Origin of the sequence: Sodalinema gerasimenkoae IPPAS B-353 (assembly GCF_009846485.1) — a bacterium.
In the GTDB taxonomy this organism is placed as follows: domain Bacteria; phylum Cyanobacteriota; class Cyanobacteriia; order Cyanobacteriales; family Geitlerinemataceae; genus Sodalinema; species Sodalinema gerasimenkoae.
In genome coordinates, this window is sequence record NZ_ML776472.1 from 3,415,199 (window position 1) to 3,429,372 (window position 14,174).

The 14,174-nt window shown below is 51.9% G+C and carries 11 protein-coding genes; 8 read left to right on the plus strand and 3 right to left on the minus strand.

Annotated elements, in window-relative coordinates:
• Nucleotides 1-46 precede the first annotated feature (46 nt).
• Together infB and L855_RS14840 are read left to right on the plus strand one after the other, a co-directional pair.
• Nucleotides 47-3,193: a translation initiation factor IF-2 gene (gene infB, locus L855_RS14835; RefSeq protein WP_159789288.1), complete on the plus strand. Its 3,147-nt coding sequence runs from the start codon at nt 47-49 to the stop codon at nt 3,191-3,193.
• Between the two features lie 154 nt (nt 3,194-3,347).
• Nucleotides 3,348-3,569: a hypothetical protein gene (locus L855_RS14840; RefSeq protein ID WP_159789290.1), complete on the plus strand. Its 222-nt coding sequence runs from the start codon at nt 3,348-3,350 to the stop codon at nt 3,567-3,569.
• A gap of 304 nt (nt 3,570-3,873) precedes the next feature.
• Here L855_RS14840 and L855_RS14845 read toward each other — a convergent pair whose 3' ends face one another.
• Entirely contained in the window at nt 3,874-5,673 is a 1,800-nt protein-coding gene (locus tag L855_RS14845; RefSeq protein WP_159789292.1) for a M3 family oligoendopeptidase, read from the minus strand.
• Between the two features lie 486 nt (nt 5,674-6,159).
• Here L855_RS14845 and L855_RS14850 point away from each other — a divergent pair, with 486 nt between their 5' ends.
• From L855_RS14850 to L855_RS14860, 3 genes are all read left to right on the plus strand, one after another.
• Nucleotides 6,160-6,342 (plus strand): CsbD family protein, encoded by a 183-nt coding sequence (locus L855_RS14850; RefSeq protein ID WP_159789294.1) that lies wholly within the window; start codon nt 6,160-6,162, stop codon nt 6,340-6,342.
• An 83-nt stretch (nt 6,343-6,425) separates the two neighbouring features.
• Nucleotides 6,426-6,923: a CsbD family protein gene (locus L855_RS22485; protein WP_159789296.1), complete on the plus strand. Its 498-nt coding sequence runs from the start codon at nt 6,426-6,428 to the stop codon at nt 6,921-6,923.
• A gap of 74 nt (nt 6,924-6,997) precedes the next feature.
• On the plus strand, nt 6,998-7,150 hold the full coding sequence (locus L855_RS14860) for a lmo0937 family membrane protein (protein ID WP_159789298.1): 153 nt from the start codon (nt 6,998-7,000) through the stop codon (nt 7,148-7,150).
• Between the two features lie 172 nt (nt 7,151-7,322).
• Here L855_RS14860 and L855_RS14865 read toward each other — a convergent pair whose 3' ends face one another.
• Nucleotides 7,323-8,183 (minus strand): ABC transporter permease, encoded by an 861-nt coding sequence (locus L855_RS14865; RefSeq protein WP_425500610.1) that lies wholly within the window; start codon nt 8,181-8,183, stop codon nt 7,323-7,325.
• 438 nt (nt 8,184-8,621) lie between these two features.
• Nucleotides 8,622-8,756 (minus strand): hypothetical protein, encoded by a 135-nt coding sequence (locus L855_RS22260; protein ID WP_281349515.1) that lies wholly within the window; start codon nt 8,754-8,756, stop codon nt 8,622-8,624.
• Nucleotides 8,757-8,825: 69 nt separating this feature from the next.
• Here L855_RS22260 and L855_RS14870 point away from each other — a divergent pair, with 69 nt between their 5' ends.
• From L855_RS14870 to L855_RS14880, 3 genes are all read left to right on the plus strand, one after another.
• Nucleotides 8,826-10,205, plus strand: a complete 1,380-nt coding sequence (locus L855_RS14870; RefSeq protein WP_159789300.1) for a P-loop NTPase family protein — start codon at nt 8,826-8,828, stop codon at nt 10,203-10,205.
• A 69-nt stretch (nt 10,206-10,274) separates the two neighbouring features.
• On the plus strand, nt 10,275-13,277 hold the full coding sequence (locus L855_RS14875) for an NACHT and WD repeat domain-containing protein (RefSeq protein ID WP_159789302.1): 3,003 nt from the start codon (nt 10,275-10,277) through the stop codon (nt 13,275-13,277).
• The gene (locus tag L855_RS14880) at nt 13,243-14,166 is read left to right on the plus strand and encodes a WD40 repeat domain-containing protein (RefSeq protein ID WP_159789304.1); all 924 of its coding nucleotides are present in this window, start codon (nt 13,243-13,245) and stop codon (nt 14,164-14,166) included. Before L855_RS14875 ends, L855_RS14880 begins: the two co-directional genes overlap by 35 nt.
• The last annotated feature ends 8 nt before the right edge of the window (nt 14,167-14,174 follow it).

A 14,174-nucleotide genomic window follows, 5' to 3' on the forward strand; every position in this document is an offset into this window, starting at 1 on the left:
AGGGACAATGCGCAAATGATATAGACACATCACGAGGATAGATTGGATGAACAACGGCAAAGTGAGACTGTACGACTTATCTCGGGAACTAAACGTTGACAACAAACAGGTTCTAGCATTTTGCGATCAACTTGACATTGCTTACAAGAGCCACAGCAGTACAATTACTGAAGCTGATGCCGCCCGCATCCGCCAAGAAGCAGAAAATGCGCCGGCAGTTTCTGAACCCGCCCGTCCATCCGGGTCTGGCCCAAATACCCATCGAACGAAACACAAAATCTTGAAGATTGAACATCGATCGCCTAACGCGAAACCTGCTGTTCAAGGAAGTGACCCTGACATGACCGGGGACAACCGTGCCAACTCTGACAGCACTTCCTCCAACCTGGACTCACCCGAATTGGTTGACAAGCCTGTGCGACCTAAATCTCCTTCTCCCGCTAAACCCCAACCTCCTAACAGTACTCCGGTGGAGGCGACTAGCCCTGAAACACCGGTCTCTCCACAAGCCCCAAGTCACGATGATACTCGTGATGATAGTCGCGATGACATTGACTCGGCACCCGTGAATCCGGTTAGTGAAGCGAAAACCACAGAAGCCGAGTCTAAAGCAGAGCCAGAGACGAAACCAGAGGAGGTTCCTCAACTCATCGGCCCGCCGCCCCGGCCCCAGCCTCGGGCGAAGAAACATAAAGGGCGGGACAAACCCACCGTTGAACGGCCCACGATCGCCAAAGATAAGCCCAGTTCAGCACCTCGTACCCCAGCCCCAACCAAGGACAAGGATGTAGACAGCCCTCGTCCGGTTAGCAGTAGTCCCCAGAAACCCAGCCGTCCGGCGGCGCGGGATGAACAGGAACCCGTTAGTGCGGGGTCTCCCTCACGGCCAGAGCCGAAGCGCCCTGTGCCCAAACTCAAACGGCCCCCTGAGCTGGTACGTCTCAATGCTAAAACCGAGGAAGTCGAACCCGAACCCCCAGAGAATGAGCCATTAGCCGTTGAACCCGAAGACGATACCGACGATACGGAGCAACTGACTCTCAAACGGCCGAAGTTACCTCGTAAAGCTAAAACCAAGAAACGTCGCACCACCGAAGAAGATCCGGTGGAAAGCCTGGAAGCGGCCAACAAAGCCAACAAGCCCAAGCGGCGTGTCCGTCCCATTGATGATGATGATGAGGACTTCGAGGCGGATCTGAATACGGATAGCAACGATGCGATGGAAGTGAGTCTGTCCATTGCTCGGCCTCCCAAGGCCACGAAATCCAAATCCGAGAGCCGTCCCTCGACTCAACAGCGCCGTAAACCCGCTCCCCAACAACGGGGTAGTGGTGACAGTGGTGGAGGGTCCTCCTCCTCAAGTCGCAACCGTCGCGATCGCCGCGAACGGGCCAACAAAGTCGAACGACCCGAACTCGTGGAAATCCGCGACAACCTCACGGTTCGCGAATTGGCAGATCTGCTCCTAGTCCCCGAAACGGAAATCGTCAAACGCCTGTTTATGCAGGGAATTGCGGTGAACGTCACCCAAACCCTCGACGTGCCCACGGCGACCATGGTGGCCGAGGAACTCGATGTCTTGGTCGAAACCCCTGAAAAAGAACAGGAAGCCCGCAAGGTTACCGACATGATCGACGCGACGGACTTAGATAGTCTGCAACGTCGTCCGCCGGTCGTGACCATTATGGGTCACGTTGACCATGGGAAAACTACCCTCCTCGACTCGATTCGCAAAACTAAAGTGGCTCAGGGCGAGGCTGGGGGCATTACCCAGCACACCGGCGCCTATCACGTCGATGTGGAACATGAAGGGGTGATGCACCAGATCGTCTTCCTGGACACTCCTGGTCACGAAGCCTTTACGGCAATGCGGGCCCGAGGCGCGCGGGTCACGGACATCGCCATTTTGGTGGTGGCGGCCGATGATGGGGTACAACCCCAAACCATTGAGGCTATCAGTCACGCCAGAGCGGCGGGAGTGCCCTTAGTGGTGGCCGTCAACAAAATGGACAAAGAACAGGCTAACCCCGATCGCGTCAAACAAGAACTGATGGAACATGGCTTAGTTCCTGAAGAATGGGGTGGCGACACGGTTATGGTTCCCGTGAGTGCCATTACTGGTGACAATCTCGATACCTTACTCGAGATGATCATTCTCGTCTCGGAAGTGGAGGAACTCTCCGCCAATCCCGATCGCCCTGCCCGAGGAACGGTCATCGAGGCCCACTTGGACAAAGCTCGCGGTTCTGTGGCCACCCTCCTGGTGCAAAATGGAACCCTGCGCGTCGGCGATACCCTCGTGGCAGGCTCCGTGTTTGCTAAAGTGCGGGCCATGATCGACGATCGCGGTAACCGAGTGGATGCAGCCAAACCCTCCTTTGCGGTGGAAGTACTGGGGATGAACGATGTCCCAGAAGCCGGGGATGAGTTTGAAGTCTTCACCAACGAGAAAGAAGCGCGCAGTGAAGCGGACCGCCGTAAGGATGAATTCCGTCAGTCTCGCCTACAACAGACCATGGCCTCGCGCCGGGTCACCCTCAGCAGCCTCTCGGCTCGCGCCAGCGAAGGGGAACTCAAGGAACTTAACCTGGTTCTCAAAACCGATGTACAGGGGTCATTGGAGGCGATTCTCGGGTCTCTTGAACAGTTACCCCAAGATGAGGTCCAATTACGGGTTCTCTATGCCGCTCCCGGTGAAATCGCCGAAACGGATATTGACCTGGCCGCTGCTTCCGATGCGGTGATTCTGGGCTTCAACACCACCCTCGCCAGTGGCGCTCGTCAAGCCGCTGAACGCGAAGGTGTCGATGTCCGGGATTACAGCGTCATCTATAACCTCTTGGATGATATTCAAGGGGCTATGGAAGGTCTGCTCGACCCCGAGATGGTGGAAGAAGAACTCGGACAGGCCCAAGTTCGCGCCATCTTCCCTTCGGGACGGGGTCAAGTGGCCGGTTGTTATGTCCTCTCGGGACAACTGGTGCGGAACGCGAAGGTGCGTATCTTACGCAATGACAAGGTCGTTCATGAGAATGTCCTCGATTCCCTGCGTCGGATGCGCGAAGATGTCCGGGACGTTAAGTCTGGCTATGAGTGCGGTCTAGGCATTGATCGCTTCTCCGATTGGCAAGAAGGCGATATCGTCTATTGCTATCGTATGACCTCGAAACGTCGGACCTTGGCCTCTCGTTAATTGGATTTCCTAAATCCGGTTGCTAGGCCAGTTAGGGGGGAGTGCAAACGCGCTCCCCTCTTGTTTTATGGCTGCTTTTGGCAGGAACCTAGGCAAGAGTGTTAGACTGAATTAATAGCAGCAAACCACAAGCTAACTCACATAGAGGTGCGATATGCCAAGTTCTGCATTCACTGACACAAACCCCGCCGCCGCCGCGACTCAGGACCATCAGACTGAGCCGGTTTGGAACCATTTAAAAGTGGCGATCGCCGCGAGTTCTGGATTTCAAAGTTGGAAACTAGAGCAGCAGCAGCGCCGTTCCCTGGAGCAAAACAGCATTGATAAACAAGTCTGTGAGTATCTTCGAGAAACCCTCTCAACCCTTGCCTACTAAGGGTCAGAGCCTCGGAGTCTTCTGAAACGGCGATGCATTTGTGTTCGTTCAATCTCACTCAACCCTATCTCGCAAATGCTTCGCCCTCTTCTATTTATATATTTAAACAGACTGATTACCGATAATTATTTTTCGGAAGTCCTAACTCGATTAAGTTTTTATTAAACTGTCTGTAGCCTAAGTTACAAAAAAACAATTTGTAGAGGATATTTTTTTAGATTGACTGAGCGAAAATTGCCCCTTTTAAGAGTGTCATCGTGCAGGGGGAGACCAGAGCAGTAATCGGTCTCCCCGCCTCTGACCCCTAAAGAGTGGCTTCGAGTTGATTGACTAACCCCTCCACATACAAGAGGGCGTTATGAATCGTAGTCTCATCCTCTAAATCCACATCTACAAAGTGACGTAACGCCTCAACCTGATTCCACTGACTCCCTGAGGCCAAGAGTTCCAGATAGCCAGGGACAAACTCAGGCCCCACCTCCAGATATTTCTGATAACAGGCGAGACTGACCAAGGTTGAAGCGGTGTATTGGTAGCAATAAAAGGGTTTGAAGAAAATGTGACCGATGCGGGCCCAATCGTATTGATGCTCCTCTAACAGGTCTACCGCATCACCGCAGAGTTCCCCATAGAGGTTCATCCAAGCTTCGTTGACAAAGCTGGCGTCAAAGCTTCCCTGTTGGGCCCGTTCATGAATGTCTAACTCCAGGCGGCTGATGGTACTTTGGCGGAACAACAAACTGAGTTGGTCTTCCAACTGACGGGTAATCAACGCCTGACGCAAGGCCGCATCATCCCCAGCTTGGTCTAGGAGACGGTCTAATAACAGCAACTCATTAAACGTCGAGGCCACTTCCGCCAAGACCAGAGGCGGGTTGCTATTGAAATAGGACTGTTTGCGGTCAATCCAATCAAAATGCAAGCCATGGCCCATCTCATGGGCCAGCGTGAACAGGGAACTATAGTCCTCGGTGTAGGAGAGTAACAAATAGCTGTGTTTCCCGTGGAAGTAGGCACAGAAGGCGCCCCCGCGTTTTCCGGGGCGAACTTTGGCATCGACCCAGTTATTTAAGAAAAACTCCTCGGCCCGTCGTGCATAGTTAACATCAAACTGTTCTAAGGCATCGAGGAGGGTGGTGACGCCAGTTTGATAGTCGATGGGAGGGGTGGGGTCTGTAGTCCAGGGTGCGTAGGTGTCACAAATGCGAATCTTGCGGTTGAGGGCCTGGCCCTTGAGGCGATAATAACGCTGGAAGAGGTCATAGCGTGACTTCATCCCCTCCATGATGGCTCGAAACACCGGTTCGGAGACTTCGTCGATGAGCAGTTGTTGATGCAGGGTGGAGGGATAGCCTCGCATCTGACTTTCAATCCGTCGGTCTTGGGAGACGGTGTTGAGGATATAGCCGTAGAGGGAGTTATGGTGCTTGAGGACGCGACGCACGGACTGATAGGCGTTGAGGCGCGTTTCGGCATCTCCTTGGAATAGCAGGGAACTTAGTTCTGCTTCACTGTCGACGGTTTTGCCCTCGGGGATAGTGACGGGGTCATAGTCTTGTTCCCCGAGATGTACCGAACGCAGTTTGATAAAGGCCTCCCGTCCGGTGAGAACATCTTGATTGCGGGTTTGTTCGACGGCTTCGGGGAGACAGTGGGGGCGAAACTCGGCAATTCGCTGTAAATAATGGCAATAATTGCTCAGAGCGTCTGCGTCTTGCAGTTGGGCGAATTGAGACTCGTTGAGGGCCTGGAGTTCCAACTCGAAAAAGAGCAGTTGGTTTTCAATCTGGGTGAGGGCTTCCATGACCTTATCCTCAAACTGTTGCGCCTGGCTGTCGCGGGTGTCGGCGGAGAATTTGAGGGAGGGGAAGGCGTAGAGATAGCCGGATTTCTGGTGAATGGCTTCGAGGTCTTGCAGGGCGATCGCCACCTCGGAAGGGCTACAATCGGCTAACTTGCCACGATAGTGGCTGCGAAAGGCTTGGGCGCGGCGGTCTAACTCCTGTAAGTCATCCTCGAGTTGGGGGTCATCAAAGCCTTGATAGAGGTCGCTGAGGTCCCATTCTTGGGCCTCGCTGAGGGTCTGAATTGGGGTCTGAACCAAGGTTACTCCTCCTGTAGTGAGCGTTTTTGTGTTGGGTTACTTTCACTGTATCGCAGGGAGTGTTAGGGGGTTGGCGGTTGCTGCTGAATGGCGTTCGGTGGATTGGATTCTTTCGCTGTCGCCCTCTAAGCCAAACTCAAACCACTCCCTACCCAGGGCAAGCCCCTCCTCCATCCTCGGCAGTCTCATCCCTATGCCTAACGATTTTCTTAGCTATATCTAAGGGGTGATTTAATAGGTTTGATTCAGTGTTACTTGCTATCTTTTGGTATTAACTTTTGTATCATCTTAAGTGGATTCTGCGAATTAATCAACTTAGGATTTGTTGGCATCACAGGTCAGGTTGAGCCGCAATCAATGCCAGGCAAAATCTATTCTATTTCTTTTGATAGATTTTATTTAGAATGGTCTTCAAGATAATGAAACAAGGCGAAGAGGTTCACGAATCAACCTTAAAGCCATTGTTAAATTACCAGAGGTAAACCTATGGGTTTAGATGAGAAAGCAAAAGCAGCCGCTAAAAATCTTGAGGGCAAAGCTCAAGAAGCCGCTGGCAAAATGGCTGACAACAAAGAAGCTCAGGCTAAAGGAAAAGCCAAGCAAGTTGAAGCCGAAGCGCGTCAAGCTGCTGAGAATGTGAAAGATGGCGTCAAGGATGCGATCGATTAAATCACTGTATTTTTGGCCATCAAGCGAGATGGCCAATTGCCTCTATCTATTTGAGTTAATTCCCAAGTTTACAGGAAACGTATATGATTTCATTTCGCAAAATCGCTCAGGTTGTATGGTCTGCTGGACTCGTGACGGCGATCGCAATGACCCTCAACCTCGGGTTCGCTCACGACGCCGCCTGGGCAGCTCCCTCAACCCATGCCGCCTCCACTGATATTGCCTGGGGCTTCAGTAACAACGCCGAGGCGACCGCCAAAGACGTTGAAGGCAAGGTTCAAGAGTCCCTGGGGAATGTCAGCGGCGACCCCAAAGACCAAATCATGGGCAAAGCCAAACAAGCTGAAGGCCAAGTTCGCAATGCGGCTGAAGATGTCAAAACCAGCATTAAAGATAACGTTGGTCTAGAAGGACGGGCCAAAGCTGTCCAGAAGAATGTAGAGGGCAAGCTTCAGGAAACCACAGGCCACGTTACCGATACCCCGGCAGACCAAGCTATGGGCAAGGCTAAGCAGGCAGAAAGCCAGGTGCGCAATGCGGCTGAAGATGTCAAATCTGCTGCCCAAGACCTGTTCAACTAATCCGATTTCAAGCAGTTCGCTCTCGCTATTGATCCGCGGGCGATCGCAAATTTTCCCTAAAAGAAGTAAAATCCATGGTCAACACAATTTGGACAATCATTGCCGTCCTCGTCATCCTCTGGGCGCTCGGCTTTTCCGTTAACCTCGGGGGTGGGTTAATCCACCTGCTGCTGGTACTGGCCCTCATCGGCATTATTTACAATGTGATCACTGGGCGTCGTCTCTAGTCCGACTCCTCCCCCCTCTTGATTTTTTAGCCGAAAGGGCGACAAGGGGGGGTCGCGGTGACCATAGAAGGTTGGGGGCTTCTCCTGCATGGGGTTCTGTGGATTTGACAAGAATCAAGAATCGATCGCGCCGTTTGCCCATCTCTCACCCCAGACCCCCTAACCCCACCCCTCACGCCGTTCTCAACGCCACAATTGGGTCAAGTTGAGCCGCCCGTCGCGCCGGCAAGACCCCAAAAATCAAGCCAATCCCACCTGAAACTCCCGTCGCCAAAACGATCGCCGTCGGTGATAACCCAGCCTCAAACTCCGTCAACGCCCCAACTGCGGCCACCCCAGCTATCCCAATCCCGGTTCCTATCATCCCCCCCATCACTGATAGCAAAACGGCTTCAATGGTGAACTGCATGAGAATATCACTTGGAGACGCACCAATGGCTTTCCGTAAGCCAATCTCCTGAGTTCGTTCCGTCACCGAGACGAGCATAATGTTCATAATGCCAATTCCCCCCACAATCAGGGAAATACTAGCCACCGTCGCCAAGAGAATCGTTAAGGCCCCGGTAATGGCCCCGGTGGTTTCCTGAAGGTCTTTTTGACTGCGAACGGTGAAATCATCTTCATTGGTGATGCGGTGACGCAGCCGCAATAGGTTCTCAATTTGAAACTGTGTTGCCCGCATCTGACTCTCATCCATCACACTCACATTGATGAACGTCACCGCCAACCCATAGGGAGAGGTTTGACCGCTAATCTGAGCCGCCATGGTGGTGATAGGCATAAACACCGTATCATCTAGGTTTGTGCCAAAGGTCGATCCCTTCGGTTCCATCACCCCCACCACGCGAAAGCTAGTATTCTTAATCCGTAGCGTCTCGCCGATGGGATTGACGTTGCCATACAGTTGTTCGGCAATCTCCGACCCCAGGGCCACCACTTTCTGAGTCCGCCGCAAATCTAACTCATCGATAAATCGTCCCTGGGCCACGGCAAAATTACGAACGGGCAACAACTCCGGTGTGATACCATAGATGGCCGCCGACTATAACGCCAACGCCATCCTTTACTCAAGTGACGGCAACTCAACACGCGCGACCTGGTCCACTCCGGGAACCTGTTGGGCGATCGCCTCGGCATCTTCCAAGACCAATGTTTGAGGGGGCCGCACTGGACGCCGTTGACAGTCACGACTACCGGGGACAATAAATTGCCGATAATAATCCCTAACATCGTCAAGCTGCTGCGGTATGCCCCTACGTTGTTTCTTTTGCCTTTTTAATCATGAAAACCAATATCCAGGATATCTTAAACATCGGTTTATTTGTTGTACTGTCCCTATTTGTGGGCTATTTAAGCTTTAATTTCATCCTCGCCATCATCGATAAATGGGCTTAATCTAGGGACTTCATCCCGTTAGCCTCACCATCGAGAAGCATTCCCGTCCAACAGGCTCCAGAATAGGTTGCCCTGTCTAACTTTGCCGCGCCGTTGCAGGATTATGGACGGGCGATCGCCCAGATGGAGAGGGCCATTGCTGACACCGGCTCCCCAACCCACTCCCCAACCCGATAACCCAGGCTTCATGTTCTAATTCTTGAAAAATCATGTGTTAAAACGGGGTTGGGGGTATATCCCCTGACCCCATCGTTCGTTTGTCTTTTGGATTGTCTTGGATATGTCCCTCGATTACGCCACCTTTTTCAATGCCATCAACCCCAGTAAAACACTGGTATATTCATCGCCCACAGATCGGCAGTATTACATTGATTTTTCTTCAGTACGTGGTGGAGAAATTATCAAAAAAATCAAGAATCGTATCGTCAAACTCTACCGCGATCGCCCCAGTTGCTCCCTGTTTACCGGACATATTGGTTGTGGCAAATCCACAGAACTGCACAAACTCAAATCTGAGTTAGAAGCTGCAAACTTTTTCGTGGTCTATTTTGAGTCAGATAAAGACTTAGATACCGGTGATGTTGATATTGTTGAAGTTCTCTTGACAATTGCCAAACAGATTAGTGAAGCCTTAGAGAAACACAAAACCCTCAATCAACCCCAAGCACCTCTCTTGCGTCGTTTATTACAAAAAACCACAGATATTTTGATGACAGAAATGGAAGTAAAAGGAGGAATCAAGTCTCCCATTTCCGTTGGTGGCATGAGTGGCAGCTTGGAGGTCGATACCGAGAAGCAGGCTTTATCCTTATCAGCGGGAATTGCCTCGTTAACCGTTAAGGCGAAAGATGATTCTGGGATTCGAGAAAAGCTGAATCAATATCTCGGACCACAAACAACAGAATTAGTACGGACGATTAACGAGGATTTAATTAAGCCAGGAATTGAAACCTTAAAACAGAATGGCTATGCTGGCTTGGCGGTGATTGTTGATAACCTCGATCGCGTCGATCATCGTCAGAAAGCCTCTGGGAAAACCCAACAGGAGTATCTATTTGTCGATCGCGGTGAAATTCTCACCCAGTTTGCCTGTCATACTATCTATACCATGCCCTTGGCGTTGCAATTTTCCAATGAATATGGCAACCTGCGCCAGCGATTTCCTGACCCCCCCGAATGTTTACCCATGGTGGCGATTAAAACACGCACCGGTGAGGAATCAAGCGAAGGAATTGAAAAACTTAAACAAATGGTCTTGGCCCGAGCCTTTCCTCAATTGAGTGAAGCGGAACGATTGGAGCGGGTTGAGGAGATTTTTGAGACGATGGAGGTGTTTAACCGCCTCTGTCGAGTGAGTGGCGGCCATGTGCGAGATTTGCTGCAATTGTTGTCTCAGTGGGTGCAGGAGGAAATGCAGCTTCCCTTAACGGAGGATAGCCTAGACGATGCGATCGCCGATAATCTCAATAAAATGAGTTTAGGGGTTTCCCCGGAGGAGTGGGAGCTGCTGCGACAGGTTCACCAGACGAAAAAAGTTCAGGATACGGTGGGGTATGAACGCTTAATTCGCACCCGTCGCGTCTTTGAATATGTGGAACGCCGAAAATCATGGTTTGATGTCAATCCCATTTTCCTAGAATCTGACGAGTTATTTCAGTAGGGGCGAACGGCCGTTCGCCCTCTAAAAGCCGTTGAGGGAAAAACTAACACCTGAAGAAGACAACCTGTGATGGATATTGCCGCTAAAAATGAAAAAAGTCTGCGCCAACTAGCTCAGGCGATCGCACTGTCACGGGGTCAATTTAATCTAATTTTAGTGCGCTGTAACTACCGCAGTTTGCGCGATCGCTGGTCGCAGCGATTAGAAGCCGAAATCCAGCGTCAGCATCAGTTCAGCTTATTAACGGCTGACTTGCCCGTGGAGACGCAAAACCTGGTCCAAGTCATTGAGAGAGCCATGGCAGGGGAAACAGCGGAGGGAATCCAACTGCGGGGGATGACTCAACTGGCAGATTTGCGAGGCTTTCTGGTTAAGGCTAATCAGATGCGAGATCAGCTCCGTCAACAGTTTGCTTTTCCCATTGTTCTCTGGTTAGATGAAACTGGCTTACGGGAGATGTTAGACGTCGCCAATGACCTGGAAAGTTGGACGACATCAAAGCGTTTTTTGCCCTCCGCTGAGAATATTCAAGCTAACTTACAGCTTAATGTGCAACAGTTTCTCAGTCGGTTGCAGGGGGGGAGCGATCGCCCATGGTTGGGGGGCGATCGCCTACTGGGGGAGAACCAACAACGGGAAATTGAACAAGCCTGTCAACAACTGGCTCAACTGGGAGAACCCCTTTCCGCCGACTTAGCCGCCGACTTAGCCTTAATTCAAGGTCGTCAGGCCCTAGAAGCTGGAGAATGGGACCAAGCTGCCGCCCACTTTCAGCAAAGTCAGAGCCATTGGCAAGCGTATCTTAATCCTCTCCCCGAGGGCGATCGCGAAGCGTGCAGGAACTGCAATCGCCCCACGGCGGCGGAACCCCCAGAAACAGAAGATTCGATCACCCCACATCTGCGGTTAGCCGTCATTGGCGTTCACCAAGCCTTAAATCAAGTCTTAGCCGCAAAAGAGCATGAGGGCAAGAGTGTGGATTTAGCCGCCGTACAGGAGCAATTGCACCGCAGTTACGAGCAGTTTCTTGCCGCTGACGCTCCCCAGTTTGCCCAGAAACTGCAAGAGTCATCTCTGATGCAACTGATTCAGGCCTTGCGGGAGGCGGAAGCGGCAGAGGCGAAGGAAGATAATCACGGGGCGATCGCCCCCCTGGTGAGGGCCAGCCAGCAATTCGTGTTTGCCCTTCCTCATCTGGGATTGCGGGGACTCGAACAGCTCCAACGGCTCTATTTCACCAGCCAAGACTATCGCAACGCCTTCAAAATTTCCCAACAGCAGCATCAACTCGAACGATATTGCGGCAAACGGGCTTTTATCGGTGCCAATCGCTTAGAGGAAATGCCCCAGCAGCAATGTACCTCAAGCTGGCGATCGCCCGAAATCGAGCAATCGGGGCGAGCCGAAGACGTGACGCATCTCCTCAACCGCCTCCACGAACGTCAGAACAAACTCTTAGTGGTTCATGGGGAATCGGGAGTTGGGAAAAGTTCCCTGGTGAACGCTGGCTTACTGCCCATCTTACGAGAGCAGGTCTTTGAAGGGGGACGTGGGGGAGTTCCCATTGTGTTACGAGTGTATGAAAACTGGTCCGAGCAACTCACCAAGGTCATCGAACAGGAGGGCCAAAAACACTTCTGTAGGCTCGATAAGCGTGAAAATATGGTGTCACCGTTAGCCGTGAGCCAAGCCATCCTCGTTGAACTCGAAAAACGTCATCATCAAGTGATTTTGGTTTTCGACCAATTTGAAGAATTTTTCTTTGCCAATCCTAACCCCAAAGACCATCATCAGTTTTTTAACTTTCTAGGAACTCTATGCAGCAATGTTTTAGAGTTGGGCGCGTTAAAAGTTGTGCTGTCCTTGCGAACCGACTATATCCACCACCTACTCGTCTGTAACCGCATCTCGACGATGGCGTGTATCAGTCAAAATATTTTAGATAAAACGGTTCTTTATGAATTAAAGAACCTCTCCCCACAGCAGGCTAGTCAGGTGATTGCCAACCTCGCGCCCCATATTACCGATGATTTGCGATCGCGCCTCGTGCAAGACTTACAGCAAGAAAGTGAGGGGATTCGTCCCATTGAGCTGCAAGTGGTGGGCTATCAATTAGAAAGTGAAGGAATTGTCTCTCTAGCGGACTATCATGCCCTAGGGGAGCATCCCAAACAGGCATTAGTCAAGCGATATTTAGATGTGGTCGTTGAATCCTGCGGTCCCCAAAACAAGGATTTAGCCGATGCCGTTCTCTATCTCCTCACCGATGAACGAGGAACCCGTCCCCTCCGCACCTACTTAGACTTACTGCGGGACTTAAAACTGTTTGAGACAAACTATGGTCAACAGCCCCTGCGATCTGCCTTGACGTTAGTCTTAGACATTCTCACAGAATCCCGTTTAGTCTTTTTGATTCCCGGACAAGAAGAACGGTATCAACTCGTGCATGATTACTTAGCCGAGTTTATTCATCAATCACGAGGTGGAGGTTTACTGGCTCAGCTCGAAGAGGAACAGGAAAAACGAGTTGCAGCAGAAAGTAGTTTAGAAGAGTTAGAGCAGAAACAAACTCGGGTGAAGCGCCGGATACGCTGGATGAGTGCCCTTGGGGGGTTAATTATGGCACTTTCCTTGGGAACTCTAGCTTGGTCAAGTCGTGAGATGAACATCGCACGCTTAACCACAGAATTGGAGCGGAACCATCGTCTGGCCCTCAGACAGTTTGCCCAGAACGATGAGTTAACAGCACTGTTAACAGCAACAGCAGCAGCTCGGCAGTTGCAAACTCTACCGGTTTCAGCCCAAAGCGATCCAACGGTACAACTGATTGAAAGTCTCAGCGGAATTTTGCGAGATATTCGTCTTCAAAATACGTTAGAACATTCGAGTCCGGTCAGGAGTGCGGAGTTTAATGGCGATGGCACGAGGCTGGTCTCGGCTTCACGGGACGGAACCGTGAAACTGTGGGATGTGACCACTGGGGAACTCTTCCACTCCCTTGAGGCCCATTCGGGTCTGGTCATGAGTGCGGAGTTTAATGGCGATGGCACGAGGCTGGTCTCGGACTCATGAGACTTGGGTCATGAGTGCGGAGTTTAATGGCGATAGCAAGATGGTGGTCTTGGCTTGGGTTACGAGTGTGGAGTTTAATGGCGATAGCAAGATGGTGGTCTCGGCTTCAAACGACGGAACGGTAAAGCTGTGGGATGTGGGGACTGGGGAACTCCTCCACTCCCTTGAGGCTCATTCGGGTCCGGTCAGGAGTGCGGAGTTTAATAGGGATGGCACGAAGGTGGTCTCGGCTTCAGACGACGGAACCGTGAAGCTGTGGGATGTGACCACTGGGGAACTCCTCCACTCCCTTGAGGCTCATTCGGAGCAAGTCACGAGTGCGGAGTTTAATGGGGATGGCACGAGGCTGGTCTCGGCTTCAGACGACGGAACCGTGAAGCTGTGGGATGTCGGTACTGGGGAACTCCTCCATTCCCTTGAGGCTCATTCGGATTGGGTCTGGAGTGCGGAGTTTAATGGGGATGGCACGATGGTAGTCTCGGCTTCAAGGGACGGAACCGTGAAGCTGTGGGATGTGACCACTGGGGAACTCCTCCACTCCCTTGAGGCTCATTTGGGTGGGGTCAGGAGTGCGGAGTTTAATGGGGATGGCACTCAGGTGGTCTCAGCTTCGGGGGACGGAACCGTGAAGCTGTGGGACGTCAGCCGTGGGGAACTCCTCCAGTCTCTTGAAGGTCATTCCGGTGGGGTCACGAGTGCCAAGTTTAATCATGATGGTAGCCGGGTCGTCTTTACCCTAAGGAACGGAACCGTCAAAATCTGGAAGGTGGAAACCTTGGAGGAGTTGATCGATCGCGCCTGTGACTGGCTAACCCCCTACCTCACCTTTAATCGGAACGTCACGGACGACGATCGCGCTGTTTGCAATCTTCCACCCCAGACCCCCTAACCCCAACC